The following is a 17,384-nucleotide window of genomic DNA, read 5'->3' on the forward strand; positions in this document are numbered from 1 at the left end:
GGGGAACTATTCATTGTGATTAGGTCCCGTGTTTTTTTCGCTTTAGGAACTTTTCTTTTACTTACCTTCCTTCTCATCTATGCATTTGTAGATTTTCGTGAGAAGGAAGACAAAGCCTACGCCTACTTTTCCGAAAAACAATACGAAGAAGTGATCGATCTTTACAAAGAAGATCTTTCCGTCGATTCGGAAGGTGTTCTCGCCCTACTCTCGGAATCCATCTCGCGATTGGAAAGAAAGGCAAACGACTCGAAAGACAGAGATGCCGTTTTGAGTTTTTTAAAAAAAATTCCCAAGATCAAAGTCATAGAATGGGAAACCGGTCTTGGAATCTACAATCATATCGAAGATCCGTATTTTCCTTTGTTAAAGAAACATAGCACTTATCATAAAAGAGCTCTTGTTACCAAAGTCTCTTCGTTTTCAAAAATGATTCCCAAGGACAAAGCGGCCTATTATCTGCTTCTCTTGATTTTAGAAGATCCCAGAGGATTGGAACAAACTTACGGCGAAGCGCTCGCAAATATCCTTCGTTACCCTTTCGATTCCATCGGCGAAATAGAAACAGGATTTCTTTTGCAAACCCTTCATTTGCTAAGTACCTCCACTACTTCCTTATTTTTTGAAAATTATTATTCCGTAAATGGAAAGAACGTAAATTTGAGAAGCGGTCCCGGCAAAGAAAACAAGGAAGTTGGAAAAGTCAGCAATCCCGAAACAACTTTCTGTTTCGAAAAAGACAATACGGAAGAAACTTTGGCCGGCAAAACAGGACATTGGGTTCAATGTTATTTTCCCGGCTTGGGAAAATCCGCCTGGTTATTTTCAGGATTTTTATCAAAAGAAGAACCTAATCAAAGTTATGTTGGCGAGTTTCAAAAACGATTCAAATCAATTGAAGACGAAACCAGAATCGATTTTGAAGGTTGGACCGGCGAAAAAATTCCTTCCGGTTTTTACGGAAAATACATTCCCAGAGAAAGAGAAGTTGATTCCGGAAAACCGGGATTTGTTCTCTTCGGATCTAAAACCGACAAATGGGAATTGATCTGCAAAAAGATTGAGGGCGAAAAAAACTATTTTGAGTTTTCTTACAAGCCGACCGACTCACAAACAAATATTCCCTTATTTGAAATCCGCCTGGTATCTTCGGGGATCAGCCATCCCGCCTATTCCATTCATGCAGACAAAGAATCAATTTCGATTGGTAAAAACAGATATATCCTGGACGATAGAAACGGAAGAGAGAATTTGTCATTGCACATTGAATCCCGGAAAGGGAACAAACTTTTGGCAAGTCTTTGGAGGAGAAATACTGTCCTACTTCAAAAGATAGATTCCTCTCCGATGGATGAGTCTTCCCTAAAACAGGGAAATGATTCTTGGGAAGTATGCCTTCCCCAAGCGATTTCTCCCAATCGGGAAAAAGTTATATTATTCGAAATCAGAACCGGTGTTCATTAATTATCAGGAGCAAAATGGCAACTTACGATTACAATTGCAAAACTTGCGGAAAACAATTCGAATATGTGCAGTCGATGAAGGATGATCCGATCACAAAATGCATATTATGTGGTGCCGAGACTGCGGAAAGAATGATTACGAGTACGGGCGGAATTATTTTCAAGGGAACAGGATTCTACGTTACGGATTATAAAAAAGAATCTTCCAAAAGACCTACTGAGAGTACCGGACCGGTTCAAGCAGCACCGAGTGCGGAATCCGCTCCCAAATCGGAACCTTCCGCTTCCAATCCGACAAACACAGCCGAAACAAAACCAGCAGCTACCAACTAACTGACGATCAATGGGTAAGTTAGCCATCATCGCAGGAGGCGGGGAATTACCGCACGTAGGTATGTCGGAAGCGATTGCGGCAGGCGAAGATGTTATCTTCCTCGGACTCAAAGAATCCGATTTTTCACCTAGAAGCCACGAATCCAGAACCATTCCGGTTCATATCACTCAAGTAGGGAAAATTCTAAAAACGATTGAAAAACAAAATGTAGATCGGGTGCTTATGCTTGGAAAGGTTCGCAAAGATCTTTTATTTCAGGGACTCAAGTTCGATCTGAAAGCACTTTCCATCTTAGCCAAAACCATCAACCGAAATGATTACCCTATCTTTTTGGCAATCGCAGATGAATTCCAAAGGATGGGAGTTACAGTCATCTCTCAAAAAAAATATCTGCAATCCTTGCTTTTAAAAGAAGGAAGATACACTCCCAAAAAGTTCAGCTCCTCCGATCTCAAAGATATAGAATTCGGAATGATGTATGCTGAAAAAATGGCAGACCTGGACATAGGACAACTAGTCGTTGTTTGTGACGAGTCCATCATTGCAGTCGAAGCGGTCGAAGGAACAGACGTTACCATCAGACGAGGCGGGGAATATACCAAAAAAAAAGGTTCCGCCGTTGTTTGCAAATCCGCAAAATCAAAGCAAGACGAAAGATTTGACCTTCCGACCGTAGGAGTCCATACTCTACAGATTATGAAAGAAAGCGGATGCAAAACGCTTTGTATCCGGGAAGGAGAAACATTGGTAGTAAATCCGGAGGAAGTTGTAGACTACGCTACAAAATCCAAATTAAACTTTGTAGTGTACGGATCCTCCAAAACAAAAGGAATCAATGGTAGCCAAAAAAAAATCAAGCCACTCTAAACCAAAGTCCTCCGATTCTTCCATCCTCATCCTAACGGGAGAACATTCCGGAGACTTATTGGGCGGAGATTTATTAGGCGAACTGAAATCCATGAAACCGGGTTTTTCCTATTATGGAATCGGAGGAGATTCCATGAAAGCACACGGGTTCGAGTCTCTAGAAGATATCGAAGCATTGAGTGTAATCGGATTTTCGGAAGCAATCAAAAAATACAGTTTTTTAAAAAGAGTTCTGTTTCAAATCGTTGAAGAAGCAAAATACAGAAACACAAAGCTCGCCATATTGATAGACTATCCTGGATTTAACCTGCGCTTGGCGAAGGAATTAAAAAAGATAGGAATCCCTTCTGTATTTTACGTATCCCCTCAAATCTGGGCATGGAAGTTTAAACGTATTTTTTTCATCAAAGAACACATTGAGCTGATGCTGACATTGTTTCGTTTCGAGGAATCCATCTACAAAGAATACGGAGTCAATGCGAAGTTCGTCGGTCATCCGATCGTAAAAAGAATCCCAGAAAAATTAAAAAAAGAAAGTCCTTTGCCTACGGGGCTACCCCATACGGACGAAGGATTTGTCGTCGGTCTCTTGCCTGGTTCCAGGACGGGAGAGATCACAAAATTACTCGATCCTATCCTCGGAACAGCAGTTTTATTGCACAGACATATAACCGCTCAAGGTAAAAAAATAGTATTCCTACTTCCCAATATCAACTCCAAACAGGAAGATTTCATTAAACAGAAGTTAGCCGAAATTAAAATAGAGGAGCCTTCGATAGAAATTCATTATGTTTGGGACGGATCTTTAAAAGTAATGAATGCAAGTGATTTGTTACTGATTGCATCTGGCACCGCAACTCTGGAAGGTTTGTATTTCGAAAAGCCGATGGTTATTTTGTATAAGGTGAGTTTATTCACTTATTTTATCGGTTCGTTACTTATGAAATCCAAGTTCATAGGACTTGCGAATATACTTTCCGGTCAGGAAGTATGCAGAGAACTCACACAAAATGAGTGCAAACCCAAATATATTTTTGAAGAAGCGAAAAGAATCCTGGATCACAGCGAGTTCAGAAACAAAATGATACGTTTACTGAAAGAAACAAAAGACAGGGAATTGGGAGCAAGCAACGGAGGAAAACTCGCAGCAAAAGAGATTTCTCATTTTATAGATTCGCTAGGCACCGAAGAATCCTAAAAAGCCCGCTCGACCCCGCTGATTCTATTCTTTTAACATCAAAGACGAGTCAAACGAACGACCCTATCATCCCAGGTTCCGATCCAAGTTTTGTCTTTGATTTCCGAATACAAAAAATAACCGATCGCATTCTCTCTGTCATCCGGGCGCAATCGAACTCCTAAAGAATCCATTTCCAAAACCAATTTTTCTTCACCAAAACTTGCGATCTTTGCCTCTTTGTCTATGTCAATGACAACAATGTTTCCTTCTCCTTCCAATTGCCACTTACCTGAAAAATCCGGTAGAGTGGAAAGATCGGGAGGAGTATCTGCAACTCTGGATTTTTCGGAACAGTTCTGGAAACCGGCAAGAAAAATGAAAAAGATAAATAGAGAATATTTGGATAAAAATGCTGATAGATAAATCCGATTCATTTGATCACACACCTTGTATCGTCTTCCGTAAAAGACCAGTTTCCTCTATTTTCTCCCATAAGCCCGTAAAATGAATACTGAAAAAAACCGGATTTGTTTTGTCCGTATCCTTTTAAATCCGTAGAAGTGGAAATGACTGAAAGATTTCGAACATAATCCGATTCGAAATAATGATCCAAATTGAATTCGATGGTATAGGATTCTTTATAGAGTGCGTCCGGCAAATTCATTTTAAACCAAAGTTCCTCACCTTCCCAAATGACATTTTCCAACTTCAAATAATAATTAATCCTACCGTCTTTGGAAAGAGTGTAATAATCACTCCCCTGACTCGCAAACGAATAATCCATGGAGACTATCCCGGGTTTGAGTTCCAAGCCGCAGACCTTCATCCAGGATTCGTTCCAAGGGTAACGATCCAGCAACAAAGCAAAACTAAAGTTAGGTGTTTTTGTAGCGAAATAAGAGCTGATGTTTAACTTGGATGTTGATTTCTCCAGCCCGAAAACAAAACTCAGCCTACCGTCCTTAATGACGAAACTACCTTTCGCTTCCCCTTGGTCCGCCGCACCCTCATAAGGATAAAAGGAAGAAATCTTCAAACCCAAATCCAAATTCATGGATTCCAAAAAGTATTTATAAATCTTTTTTTGATAAAAATACTCTTCCGGAATCAATTTCTCCTGTCTTTCTTTGATCTCTTCGTTTGTTTCTTTTTTCCAAGACTGAAATAACTCCGATAGATTGTTTGCAACAAGATCCTGAATCAGCAAATTCCCTTTTGATTTTGAATAAAGAGGATAATAAAAAGATCCGTCCGTTTTTTTCTGCCGGGTCCAATCCAACTGGGATAAAAGTTCAAGGCTGGTAGGTTTACCGAAAACTTCACCCTTCGCCTGTAAGTTCAGGTTATTTCCTTCCGTCAGTTTCAAATTCAAATTTGCATTTCCGATCAGAAGTAAGGGAGAATTCCAGCTCAAAGAATCGCCTGAGATTTCTCCAGCCACCTTAAACCACTTATTCTTTTCTCCCGTTTCCTTTATCTCCAAGTTGCCTCTCAATTTACCGGAAAGAGGAACTTTATTTCCGGTTTGAGAGTCTTGCAATAGTTCGGCGAGAGGTTCCAAATCGCTTATATCGAATCGGATATTTTTCTGCAAAAGAATTTCTTTTCCGGATGTCACTATGTCTTCGATCGTAATCTGGAAATCATAGGAACTGTATTCGCGGGTTTCTTTATTTTCCTGAAATAAAAAGTTTTCCTTAAAACGAAGACCTTTGACCAGGTAGGAATTGATCCACGGCAGATAAAAATTCGTATTTTCGTATTCTACTTCACCTTTGATCACATAACTTTCGTCAGATGTTTTTTCGGTGATCGCTTCTCCCGACAAAACGGAAGATTGTACATTTGTGCCGAAAAGGTAGTTTACAAGTAAAGGGGCTTCTTCCGAGGGATAGTTCTTCCAGAAAAATTCAAATTTATATTCGCTGAATTTTCCTTCCGTAAAGTATCCTTCTCCTTTAACGCGCGTTGCATTAGGAACCCAGAACCAACCGTTATCATAACTTACGAGAATTTTGCCGTTTTTCCTTCGAAAGGAAATATCCCACCCTTCCCTCCAATCGAGAATAGTGGAATTTCCCTTTTTATAATTGATCCTGGTATTATGAAAAACGACTTCTTTGATCTTTGTGTTTTGAAAGTATTCGATAAGTTTTTTTTCCAACTCCTCATCATTTTCCAAAACCAAATTCGGGCTGAAAAAATCGATCCTCTCCACATAAGGAGTGTTAGAGAAATAGGACGAGAGTCGAAAGGTAACTTTTTTTACTTTTAAAAGATGTGCATTGAATGAAAAATCTTCTTCTCTGGAAATCACAAGATCTTCCAGGATAAGGCCTTCCCTGAGGGAAAAATCGACAACTCCCAAATCGACTGCTTTCCCGATTTCTTTATTGATGGTTTCCGTTACAATGGCTCTTACGGAAACCAACGGGATACGTTTCGTTTTGAGGTAATACTCAAAGCCGATATAGATCAAAGAAAGTAAAACGAATACTCCCCCTAACGCAAGGAAGGAATAAATGGTTTTTTGATGCTTTCGAAGGATAGATAAGAAGATGGAGAAATAAGCCCTTAGATCTTCTTCAGATAGAAGGGCGATTGGAAACTTCAAGGGAGATTAAAGTTTTCCCTCCGGCTGAAGAACTTCCATACATTCTTTTTGGATGGAACGTAGAGTTTCGTTTTCAGGAAACTCCTCCAGACCTAAGTTGGCCACTTGGAGTCCTTTTTGGTAAAACCCGGCGTTTTTGTAATCGTATCCCATTTTTAAATAGGTTTTTGCCGCTGTTTCATAATAGAACTCGTCTTTCTTCTGATTGCCTTTGTGGTAGGTTTTTGTCAAAGCAGCGAGTGCAGGATAATATTCCCTCTCCGCTACCAAAGATTGAACTACCAGTTTTTTGCGCTCAGGATTATAGGTTTTGTCTAATTTCTCGGATTGGTTTAAGTATTGGATCGCTTTTGCATACTGGTTTTTGCCAATATAAGCTCTTCCAAGATATAAATTCAATTCCGGGCTATTCGCATTTGCATTTTTTAAAGAAAAAATTTGATTCAAAGTCCCAATAGAATCGTCGTATTTACCAAGCTCTAAAAGAAGTCTTCCTTTCGTAAGATAAAGTTTGGATCTTGTTTCGTCGGATGCATTGGAGTTATTAAGCTCTTTGTCGATGGATTCGATTTGAGCTAAATGGGAACTTGTGTTGATCTTAGGATATCCCCCTACCGTGCGCACGGAATCGTCCGTGGATGCACAATTCAACACAACCGCCAACGCCATAAACAGGGTTAGTGGGAAAAGTCGTTTCATTAGCCTACCTTCAGTTTCTCTAATTCCTCTAGGAAATTCAATGTTTCCGCTTCCCGATCCTCTTTTTCCAATGGAAAATAGAGAACCACGTCCCGGGAAAGCTCTTTTATAAATCGAGACGGGTCGCTCGCGATTTGTTCTCCGAATTTACGCCTGGAACGGGCCGCGGTCAAGTATAATTTTCGCCTTGGCCGAGTCATTCCCACGTAGAGAAGCCTTCTTTCTTCATCGACAGCTTCTCCTTCTTCTATAACACGCGAGTTCGGTAAAATTCCCTCTTCCAACCCAACTAAAAAAACTAAATCGTATTCCAGTCCCTTGGACTGGTGCATGGTGAGCAGTTGAACCCTCCGGTCCTTCTCCTCCTCCTTGGGTTCGTCCTCCATCATGAGCGCCAGGCGCTGCAAAAAGTCGAAAATTTTCGGTTTTTCCTCTCTTTCTTCATTTTCGAAGAAGGCGAGCATATTGACAAGTTCGCTCAGATTGAAAATCCGTGCCTTGGACACTTTTTCGTCGGACTCCTCGATCGAAATCTCCCTTTCGAAACCAATCTGAGTGATCATTTCTTTCAAAACAGGAGCCAGTTTCGGAGAGAGTGAAAATTTCTTTTTGAAGGTTTCCACAAGTTCCACGAAATGATAAATCTCCTGGCGCACCTTGGTTTTAACTTCCGTTAAATAATCAACGTCTTCTACGATTTTCAGGAAAACATCGAAGATGGAAATCCCTTTGCTGAATGCTTCTTCCTGTAATTTATTTACAGTCGTCGGACCGATTCCCCGTTTGGGATAATTGATGATACGAAGAAGAGAATAGTCGTCTTTCGGGTTTGCCACATAACGAAGGTAACAGATACAATCCCTGACTTCCTTACGATCGAAAAAATTATAACCGCCTACTACCTTATAAGGAATATTTCTATTTCTAAGTTCTTCTTCAAACGGTCTCGATTGAAAATTGGTACGGAACAAAATAGCAATCTCATTTCCCTGAAATTCGTTTTTGATAAGCACAGACTGAATGCGACTGGCAACAAATATGGCTTCCTCTTTTTCATCCGCTGTTTCGTAATACTCCACATTGTCATCGGATTGAATTCGACTGAAAAGTTGTTTTTCCTTACGGCCTTTGTTGTTTTTGATAAGTGAATGCGCGGCTTCGATGATGGGTCTTGTAGAACGGTAATTTTCAAGTAGTCTGACAATCTTTGCATGAGGGAACTCTCTTTCAAAATTGAGAATGAGTTCCACATTTGATCCGCGAAACGCATAAATACTCTGATCGTCGTCTCCCACCACACAGAGGTTATCGCTTTCACCCCGAAACAATGATAAAAATTGATACTGCAATTGATTTGTATCTTGAAACTCATCTACAAGAAAGTATTGGTATTTTTTATGATAGGCTTCCGCAACTTCCGGAAACTCCTGCAGAATCCTTTTGGGAAGCAAAATCAAATCGTCAAAGTCGATTGCATTTTTTTCCTTTAGTCCGTCTTCGTACATAGGAAACAATTCCTGTGCTACAAGGCTAAACTCTTCCGAAACATCGAGCGAAGCGTTTCTCGAAAGTCCCATCGTATTTTTAGCATAGGAAATTCTTCTGAGAATTTCTTTCGGAGGAACTTTTTTAGGATCTATTTTTTTGATTTTGAGAAGTTCGGAAACAAAGGACTCTTGATCTCCTCCGTTGAATAACAAAAAAGTTTCATGATAACCGAGTTTAGCAATATGTTCCTTAAGTATTCTGAGACCTAACGAGTGAAAGGTGGAAAGAATAATCCCTTTCAGTTTTTCACGAGGAACCATTTTACGAAGTCTTTCCGCAAGTTCCTTTGCACTTTTATTAGTAAAGGAAAGGGCTACGATTTTTCCGGCGGAGATATCTTTATTTTGAATCATATGGGCGATCCTGTTTGTGATCACCCTGGTTTTTCCGGAACCTGCTCCCGCAAATACAAGGAGGGGACCTTGTATCGTATTGACTGCTTCCATTTGGGCGGGGTTGAGTTTCATATTCTTTTTCTTTAGGTCGCCCGGGTAAGGGACATAATCCAGAAAAAGTACAAAGTTCTACCTGAAAACCAGAAAAATACCCCGAAAGGCCGACCTTTCGGTATTTTTGAGAGAACTTTAAACCGGTTTATTTAATTTCATCGATCTGAGACATAGCATCCAATTCGCCTTGTTTGGCGGTGCGGATCTTCCAGTCTTTGTTTTTCGGATCAATGTCCAAGGCATTCCCTTTCTCAACTGTAAAAGAAACATTATCCGACTTTCGGGTGATTTCCACCGCACCATCCCGGACGGCAAATGTACCGGTTTCGGTTTCCTTATTGACCTGGCCCCAAAACTGAGTGCCTCTTACCGCAGCAACTACCGTAGGAGTGATCACTTTCAAAGACTGTCCCTTATTCAATTTGGCCGCTTTGACAAGTATGTTTCCTTCGGAAACGGAAAGAGTTAGGGCATCTTGCGTAAGAGTGTCCAAGCTGACAACTGTGTCTCCAAGCAAACGCATAGTTCCCAGATCAGATGCAAGATCCAATGTAGAGCCTTTTGTGGTTCTTATCACTTCCGATTGAGGAAGTACATCGTATGTCTTCAGGGCTTTCGGTTCTTGGCTTTTTTCCGCTTCCCCTTTTAAAAAGGAAATGGTAAAAACTTTGGATTTAGGTTCCTCTTTGCAATTCGCAAATGTGAAAATCGAGACTAAGGTTAAAAAAGAAAGAAACTGTTTCATTTGAAAGCACTCCTGTTTTCGTTTATAACGTAGAGCTTAGACAAGATCCGATTCGAAAACCATTCCGAAAATGTGTTTTCAGAATCACCGCCGAAATTTTTAACTAATAGGCTCATGGCAAAACACGAACGCAAAAACTGGAAAGATATCTACCCCACTCCTATTTACACTCTAGCCAGTTTCGATATGGAACTACCCAGAACCCAAAAAATAAAAACATACTATGTATTGAAATCCAGAGATTGGGTGAATGTGATTCCGATTACCAAAGAGGGAAAGATACTACTCATTCGACAGTTCCGCCATGGTTTGGGAGAAATCAGTTTGGAAATCCCCGGGGGAATTGTAGATGAAGACGGACAAGATGCATCTCTTATTTCCGCAAAAAGAGAGTTACGCGAAGAAACCGGATTCACTGCCAAAGAGGAAAATTACGAACTACTCTCAAAATTCTCAGGAAACCCTGCCATGTTCACCAACTGGTCCTACTCTTATATTGCAAAAGATGTGGAAAAAACGGACCCTGTGGAATTTGACGAAGGAGAAGACATAGAGATCCTACTTGCTTCTCCTGAAGAAGTGAAACAGTATTTAATCGAAGGTAAAATCCATCACCCTCATATGGCAGCCGCACTAGGATTGTACTTTCTAAAGCAAGAAAGAGGTTAGTGTCATCTTTTTTGAGATTTGAAGAAAAAGCATTGATTTAGATCAATTTTTCTTATTGTACTTCCATGCTACACTTAGAGGTAACCATGGACTCAAAAATCAGAATCCTCTTACTCACCTTAACCTTATTATTTCAACTCAATTGCAATGAAGTGGTTCAGGAAGAAGCAAGATTAACGACCGCCCCTGAAGTCCCGCCTGTAATAGAAAGAAACAATGAAGCGAAAGTGATCATCAATTTGGAAACTGTAGAACAAGTTGGCAAACTATCCAATGGAGTTGAATATACTTTTTGGACCTTCGGAGGAACTGTTCCGGGACCGATGATCAGAGTCAGAGAAGGAGATGAAGTAGAATTTCATTTAAAAAATCATCCGTCCAGCAAGATGCCGCATAACATTGATTTACATGCAGTTACCGGGCCGGGAGGTGGCGCGGCCTCTTCTTTAACTGTTCCGGGAAGATCCTCCAAGTTTTCTTTCAAAGCCATCAACCCCGGGCTTTTTATCTATCACTGTGCAACAGCACCGGTAGGGATGCATATTGCGAACGGAATGTACGGACTAATCTATGTTCAGCCCAAAGAAGCTTTAAAAAAAGCAGATAAGGAATACTATGTTTTGCAAAGTGAATTTTACACGATCGGAAAACATGGTGCCCCCGGCCTACAGGGATTCAATATGGAAAAAGCCATTTCCGAAAATCCCGACTATATTGTCTTCAATGGTTCGGTAGGAGCTTTGACGGAAGAAAAAGCAATTACAGCAAATGTAGGAGAGACAATCAGACTCTTCGTCGGGAATGGCGGGCCGAATTTGATATCCTCCTTTCACGTGATAGGCGAAGTATTCGATCATGTTTATACGGAAGCAGGCACTGAAGCAAACCAAAAAAACGTACAAACGACTCTCATTCCTGCAGGTGGAGCTACGATCGTCGAATTCAAAGTAGAGGTTCCCGGAACTTACATATTAGTCGATCATTCCATATTCCGAGCATTTAATAAAGGTGCGTTGGGAATGTTAAAAGTATCCGGAGCTACAAATACGCAGATCTATTCTGGAAAACAAGGAGAAACAGTTTATTTACCGGAAGGTGGTGCGATTCAAAAGATGAAGTCGGATACAAAGGAAGAACCCAGACCAAAAACGAAAGAAGAAAAGATTGCGGATGGATCCAGAGTATTTAACGCAGTCTGCTCCGCATGTCATATGAAGGATGGAAAAGGACTACCCGGAACCTTCCCCCCGCTTGCAAAATCGGATTATTTGAATGCGGATAAGGCCAGAGCGATCAAAATCCTTAAAAACGGATTGAGCGGAGAAATCAAAGTGAATGGAATCAAATACAATAATGTGATGCCTCACCTGGAACTTTCCGACGACGACATAGCGAACGTACTTACCTATTTATATAATAGTTGGGATAACAAAGGTTATGAGATTTCATCAGAAGAAGTGAAAAGGAATTAATTTGTTCCGCTTACTTTTCAAGGGGCTAAAACACAGCCGTTTGATCTTTTTCTACCTAAGTTTATATGGTAATTTGCTTTCAGAAGTGAAAATGGTTTATATTCCTTCAGGAACTTATACACCGTTTCTTTCGGATAAAAAAACGATATCAAAACGAAAGATCAAAATCCCCGGTTTTTATTTAGATCAATATCCAACCAGTAACTTGGAATTCTCTCAGTTTTTAGAAAAAAATCCCAAGTGGAGAAAAGGACTTCCCTCCCCGCTTTTTGCGGATGAAACTTATCTTGCCGAATTGGATTCGAATATGCTAGGCTCTGATTCGAAAAAAAGAAACTCCCCCGTAACATTCGTTTCCTGGTTTTCCGCGACCGCCTATTGTGAGTTCTACGGTAAAAGACTTCCCAGTTCGGATGAATGGGAGTATGTTGCTTCTATCCCGCCAAAAAACAAAGATAAAAAATTCATTCAATCCGTGATCTTAAATTGGTATGGAGAAAAAAGACCGGAAAGTCTACCCGAAAGAGGAAAATATAAAAATAGATGGGGTATTTACGATATGCACGGAATCATTTGGGAATGGGTTTATGATTTTAACTCAAGTTCCGTTACAGAAGACTCCCGTGCAGATAAAGATTTGGAAAGAAATCTTTTTTGCGGTGGCGGCGCTTTACAAGCAAATGATTTCGAAGATTATGCATCTTATATGCGTTTCGGATATCGTTCCGGTTTGTCGGGAAAATATACTGCAAAGTATTTAGGATTTCGATGTGCTTCATCATCTCCACCCCCATAATTAACAAATAAGGATATACTCATGAAATTTACGATTTTTATTTTTCTGATTTTTTATATGACAATCTCCTCCTGCAAAGAAGAGAGTCATCATTTGGGAACGGATCATTCTCTACCGTCCGGTGTCCAAACCCAAGGAAGTCTTTTCGAATTGGATGAAAACTGGACATTACCCGGTAATCAAACTTTCCGGCTCGCTGAATTAAAGGAAAAACCGTTTCTCATCAGTATGTTTTATTCTTCCTGTCAAAGTGTTTGCCCGAGAATCATAGATGATTTGAAAAGGATTTCCGGTGAAATCAAAAAGAAAACGAATCAATCGCCAAAGATCGTATTAGTGAGTTTTGATCCGGAAAAAGATACACCGGAAAGGTTAAAAGAATATCATTCCAAAATGAAACTGGATTCCGATTGGTATTTGCTACATGGAAAAGAGGAACAAGTAAGAACTTTATCCGTCATTCTCGGAATCAATTATAAAAAATTAGGATCGGGAGATTTCAATCATTCCGCAATCATCAGTTTGATTTCCAAAGAAGGAAATATACTAACGAGAGTCGAGGGGATAGGAGCTAGTATTGACCCTATTTTAAACGGATATTAAAATCATATCATGATGCTTTTAAACTCCAATCATACCTTCTGGAAAACGGCATTCCGACCTTTCTTTTTATTCGGATCCATTCATATCTTTATTGCGATCCTGGTTTGGCTTTCCATTTTATTTTCAATTCTTAATTCACCGTTCGTGATTTCTTCCATCGAATGGCACTCCTACGAAATGATCTTTGGATTTGCAAGGGCCATTTTGATCGGCTTTTTGTTTACTGCTGCTCAAAACTGGACAGGGAAAATTTTATTAAGAGAGAAAAAGCTACAACTAATCTTCGTTCTCTGGTTATTGGGGCGTTTCGGATTTACACAAAATACAATCATATCATCCATTGCCATCGGTTTGGATCTTCTTTGTGATTTTTGTATTCTATATTATATGGCTCCTCCTTTGCTGCAGAAAGGACAGGAACACAACCGGATTATCATCATATTACAAACACTCTTTTCTTTATTTCACCTATTGGCGATTTTATCCCTATCGCAATATTTTCCGTCCGGGTATTCCTTGCATTTCATCCATCTTGGGTTATTTAACGTTATCTGTTATATTATGATTATCGGAGGAAGGATCATTCCCCTCTTTACGACAAACGCAGTAAAAGGCGCTAACCCGACCAAAAACATTTACATCGAAAAAATCATCTCAGGTTTATGCTTACTATTTCTCGCTTCCGAATTTTCAGTTTATTATTTTCCCCAAATTTATATCTTATCATCTATATCTTGCTTTATCCTATTCCTAGTTCATTCATTTCGTTTCTGTCTTTGGAAACCATGGAGCTCAAGTCAAATACCCATTTTATGGGTTTTGAATTCGGGCTATTTATGGATGATCTTGGGATTCTTGGGCCTAGGATTTTATCATTTAGGAAAGTTCCCGTTCTCCTCCTGCATCCATATTTTCGGATTAGGTGCTATCGGAGTATTTATCTATGGAATGATTACCAGAGTTTCTTTAGGTCATACCGGCAGGAGAATCCAAGTAGGCAAATCGATCGTGTTTGCTTACATCCTAATTAACATTTCCGTACTTATACGAGTGTGTTTACCGTGGTTTGGGCAATCTTCTTTAGCCTACTCTCTTTCCGGGTTGAGCCTATTCGTTAGCTTTCTTATCTTCTTAGTTTCTTATACAATGATACTAATATTAGAAAGACCTGATGGGAAAACAGGATAGGTCGCTTGGATTTTTAGGGTTTCTACGAGAATATTTCCCGCATCCCCAGCAAATCTTAGCAAAAAATCCGCCACAAATACGAAAGAACTAGAAATTTTCGTTCCATAGATCATAATGGACTTATGGTGAACAAAATGACACGCTACATCTTGATTTTGTGTTTAATCCTATTTTCTCAAACTCAGTTTTTAACTGCGGATGAAGAACCCAAATTAGAACCGATTACAATTACAGTGCAGAAAGGAGAAAACCTTTCTCTCATCTCCAAAAAATATTTGGAAGATTCCAATCGATGGTCAGAACTTTTAAAATACAATAAAATTCCAAACCCCAACTTAATCAAACCGGGAATGACTCTAACAATTCCTGTCTTCCTTCGTAAACCTGTGATGGGAGTTGCCAGTTTCGTAGTAGGCAAAGTAGAATGGAATGGGGCCGGAGGATCGGGACCTTGGACTCCCGTGAAACTGGGACAAGAACTACACGCGAAAGACCAAATCAAAACTTCCGATAAAGGTAAAGTGGACATTCAAATCCGCGAAGTGGGACTCATTCGAGTTTTCCATGATAGCTTATTCGAAGTAAAAGGAAAAGAAACTCCTAACTCTGCTGTATCAGTAGCACTCTTTAAGGGGAGCTTGGATGCGAAGGTAAACAAGTCAGCGAACAAACAAGGCGATTACAAACTAACGATCGTAAATCCATCAGCGACTGCGGGGGTTAGAGGAACAGAGTTCCGTGTGGAATTGGATTCCAAACTCAATAGCACAACTTCCTGTTTTGAAGGAATTGTGGATGTGAATGCGGAAGGAAAAACAGTCACTGTGACTCAAGGTATGGCGACTTTCGTAGAAAAAGGAAAAGCTCCGGTAGAACCTTACTTAATTCCTGAAGCTCCCAAACTAAAAGCCGAATAAAGATACGAATGAAAAAGATTTCGATTCTTCTACTTTTAGCATCTTCGCTTTCATTTGTTTATTCGCAAACAGCAAGAAGGGAACTCAGTATCCTAATTGATGCTCCGAACGACGCAAATTTCGAATTGGAACTCTGGAAAGAAAATCCCGGAGACGGCGATGCTATCACCAAATCCGTTCCGGAAGTAATTCTATTCACCGGTAACAAAATCAAAGTCAATCCGAAAGACGAATTCGTTTTCTTTCGGGTGAGACGAATCGGAAATTTCGGAGCCAAAGGATTTTGGACCCAAGTGTATTCTGCGGATGTTGATCCAGGCTCCCCTCTTTCCGTACCCAATGAATTCAAACAAGCTCCCAAAGTATTTGCAAAGGTAGAAGAACCGGTGGTAGAACGACCGAGCGATACAGGTAGTTTTGTAGCCGTTCCCGACAAAGGAAACGTAACCCTTTATCTTACTCGCGAAAAATTAAACATCACGACTGCCGACTCGATGGCAGGAACTCTTGTAACACATTACAAGATCAATGATAGTATTTGGCAGACTCTGCCCGCTGGCGAGTTCCTCAGTTTTTCAGACGAAGGTGATTACAATCTGCAATACTACTCAGTGGATCGGGTAGGAAACAAGGAAGAAACCCGTTCCGTTCATTTTATCAAGGACACATTGGCGCCTAAGACTGATTTGGTGTGGCTGGATGAAAAACAAACGAACGGACAATCATCGGGTTATTATTCCCCCGAAACCAAGCTCAGTTTGAATTCCATTGATTTGGGAAGTGGTATCAGGGAAAGTTTTTATGCAGTTCAGTGTGCAAATTCCGGATCCGCCTCTTTCCAAAAGTATACTTCTCCTATATCGTTGAAAGACAGTTTCTCCGAATGCAAAAACCAATATCGTTTGCTTGTATATTCGGTGGATAAAGTAGGAAATAAAGAAGCAACACAAGTATTTGAAATCAACTACAGTTCTCTGGCAGTAGCGACTGTTCCGGAAGAGAAAAAGAACCAACCTTAAATCTTAAATCCGAATGACCGGGGCTGATACAATCAGCCCTGCTTTTACTACTTAGTTGCGATGATCGCTCCGTTTTTGGTAACAATCACAGTGTGTTCGAACTGAGTGACAAAAGATCCGTCTCTTGTCTTCAATGTCCAACCGTCATTCATTTCATATACATAATGAGCTCCCGTTGAAACAAAGGACTCAATTGCCAGTACCAAACCTTCGTTCAGCTTGAAGGTTTCTTTTTTATCTTCATAAGGCAATACTTGAGGAGGTTCGTGCAATTTACGGCCTGTTCCGTGGCCTGCCAGATTTTTTATCATCGTATAACCGTCGTTTTTTGCGGAAAGATGCATCGCCTTCCCTATATTTCGCAAATAGTTCCCTGTTTTCGCCTGGGAAATTCCTGCGAGGGTGCTGTTTTTGGCTGCCTGGCAAAGATGAACTCTTTCCTTTTGGGAAGTGCCTACCGTTATGGAAATACCGCAATCCGCATAAAAGCCGTCTAACTTTCCGGATACGTCGATGTTTACCAGATCACCTTCTTGTAATATTTTCGTTTCGGAAGGAATTCCATGTGCCGCTTCTTCATTTACGCTAATACAAGTGAAGCCGGGGAAATTATAATCGAATTTAGGAGCAGACATTGCTCCGAATTTATGAAAATAGCCTTCAGCTACCGAATCCAATTCTTTTGTACTGATCCCAGGTCTTACCAATTGAACCAAAACATCACGAACGAGGGCCACAAATTTCCCCGCTTTTAAAATCCCTTGCAATTCTTTTTCGTTTTGAATCGACATATATTATTAGAATTCCAATTTGTTTTGTAT

Annotated in this window: 17 protein-coding genes; 11 read left to right on the plus strand and 6 right to left on the minus strand. The window is 40.2% G+C overall.

Annotation, left to right across the window (positions count from 1 at the left end):
- The first annotated feature begins 15 nt into the window (after positions 1-15).
- The 4 genes from DI077_RS11060 to lpxB are packed head-to-tail and all read left to right on the plus strand — an operon-like array spanning position 16 to position 3,862.
- Positions 16-1,464 carry an SH3 domain-containing protein gene (locus tag DI077_RS11060; RefSeq protein ID WP_109019331.1) on the plus strand — a complete coding sequence of 483 codons (1,449 nt, stop codon included), beginning with the start codon at positions 16-18 and terminating at the stop codon, positions 1,462-1,464.
- 14 nt (positions 1,465-1,478) lie between these two features.
- Positions 1,479-1,796 carry an FmdB family zinc ribbon protein gene (locus DI077_RS11065; RefSeq protein ID WP_109019330.1) on the plus strand — a complete coding sequence of 106 codons (318 nt, stop codon included), beginning with the start codon at positions 1,479-1,481 and terminating at the stop codon, positions 1,794-1,796.
- Positions 1,797-1,806: 10 nt separating this feature from the next.
- On the plus strand, positions 1,807-2,664 hold the full coding sequence (locus DI077_RS11070) for an LpxI family protein (RefSeq protein ID WP_109019329.1): 858 nt from the start codon (positions 1,807-1,809) through the stop codon (positions 2,662-2,664).
- Positions 2,633-3,862: a lipid-A-disaccharide synthase gene (gene lpxB / locus DI077_RS11075; RefSeq protein WP_109019328.1), complete on the plus strand. Its 1,230-nt coding sequence runs from the start codon at positions 2,633-2,635 to the stop codon at positions 3,860-3,862. The genes DI077_RS11070 and lpxB overlap by 32 nt, the downstream gene beginning before the upstream one ends.
- Before the next feature lie 38 nt (positions 3,863-3,900).
- On the opposite strand, the gene DI077_RS11080 is transcribed toward lpxB, so the two are convergent.
- The 5 genes from DI077_RS11080 to lsa19 all read right to left on the minus strand — a co-directional run bounded on the left by DI077_RS11080 (position 3,901) and on the right by lsa19 (position 9,899).
- Positions 3,901-4,278, minus strand: a complete 378-nt coding sequence (locus DI077_RS11080) for a hypothetical protein (RefSeq protein ID WP_109019327.1) — start codon at positions 4,276-4,278, stop codon at positions 3,901-3,903.
- A complete protein-coding gene (locus DI077_RS11085; protein WP_242935169.1) occupies positions 4,275-6,458 on the minus strand; it encodes an LIC_12586 family protein in 2,184 nt (727 codons plus the stop codon). The genes DI077_RS11080 and DI077_RS11085 overlap by 4 nt, the downstream gene beginning before the upstream one ends.
- 6 nt (positions 6,459-6,464) lie before the next feature.
- Entirely contained in the window at positions 6,465-7,157 is a 693-nt protein-coding gene (locus DI077_RS11090; protein ID WP_109019326.1) for a tetratricopeptide repeat protein, read from the minus strand.
- Positions 7,157-9,172, minus strand: coding sequence for an ATP-dependent helicase (locus tag DI077_RS11095; protein ID WP_109019325.1), 2,016 nt, complete (start codon positions 9,170-9,172; stop codon positions 7,157-7,159). The genes DI077_RS11090 and DI077_RS11095 overlap by 1 nt, the downstream gene beginning before the upstream one ends.
- Positions 9,173-9,299: 127 nt before the next feature.
- Positions 9,300-9,899, minus strand: a complete 600-nt coding sequence (gene lsa19 / locus DI077_RS11100; RefSeq protein WP_109019324.1) for an adhesin Lsa19 — start codon at positions 9,897-9,899, stop codon at positions 9,300-9,302.
- Between the two features lie 114 nt (positions 9,900-10,013).
- Between lsa19 and DI077_RS11105 the strand changes: the two genes are divergently transcribed.
- The 7 genes from DI077_RS11105 to DI077_RS11135 all read left to right on the plus strand — a co-directional run bounded on the left by DI077_RS11105 (position 10,014) and on the right by DI077_RS11135 (position 16,563).
- On the plus strand, positions 10,014-10,568 hold the full coding sequence (locus tag DI077_RS11105) for an NUDIX hydrolase (RefSeq protein WP_109019323.1): 555 nt from the start codon (positions 10,014-10,016) through the stop codon (positions 10,566-10,568).
- An 86-nt stretch (positions 10,569-10,654) separates the two neighbouring features.
- Positions 10,655-12,040, plus strand: a complete 1,386-nt coding sequence (nirK, locus tag DI077_RS11110; protein ID WP_242935170.1) for a copper-containing nitrite reductase — start codon at positions 10,655-10,657, stop codon at positions 12,038-12,040.
- A gap of 91 nt (positions 12,041-12,131) precedes the next feature.
- A complete protein-coding gene (locus DI077_RS11115) occupies positions 12,132-12,836 on the plus strand; it encodes a formylglycine-generating enzyme family protein (protein ID WP_109019581.1) in 705 nt (234 codons plus the stop codon).
- 21 nt (positions 12,837-12,857) lie between these two features.
- Complete coding sequence (locus tag DI077_RS11120; RefSeq protein WP_109019321.1) at positions 12,858-13,439, plus strand: SCO family protein; 582 nt, start codon at positions 12,858-12,860, stop codon at positions 13,437-13,439.
- Positions 13,440-13,448: 9 nt separating this feature from the next.
- The gene (locus DI077_RS11125) at positions 13,449-14,627 is read left to right on the plus strand and encodes an NnrS family protein (RefSeq protein WP_109019320.1); all 1,179 of its coding nucleotides are present in this window, start codon (positions 13,449-13,451) and stop codon (positions 14,625-14,627) included.
- A gap of 134 nt (positions 14,628-14,761) precedes the next feature.
- Complete coding sequence (locus DI077_RS11130; protein WP_242935171.1) at positions 14,762-15,544, plus strand: FecR family protein; 783 nt, start codon at positions 14,762-14,764, stop codon at positions 15,542-15,544.
- An 8-nt stretch (positions 15,545-15,552) separates the two neighbouring features.
- Positions 15,553-16,563, plus strand: a complete 1,011-nt coding sequence (locus DI077_RS11135) for an LBF_2017 N-terminal domain-containing protein (RefSeq protein WP_109019318.1) — start codon at positions 15,553-15,555, stop codon at positions 16,561-16,563.
- 47 nt (positions 16,564-16,610) lie between these two features.
- Here DI077_RS11135 and map read toward each other — a convergent pair whose 3' ends face one another.
- Positions 16,611-17,354 (minus strand): type I methionyl aminopeptidase, encoded by a 744-nt coding sequence (gene map, locus DI077_RS11140; RefSeq protein WP_109019317.1) that lies wholly within the window; start codon positions 17,352-17,354, stop codon positions 16,611-16,613.
- Positions 17,355-17,384: the final 30 nt, after the last annotated feature.

The sequence above is a fragment of the Leptospira kobayashii genome, assembly GCF_003114835.2.
GTDB classification, from domain to species: domain Bacteria; phylum Spirochaetota; class Leptospiria; order Leptospirales; family Leptospiraceae; genus Leptospira_A; species Leptospira_A kobayashii.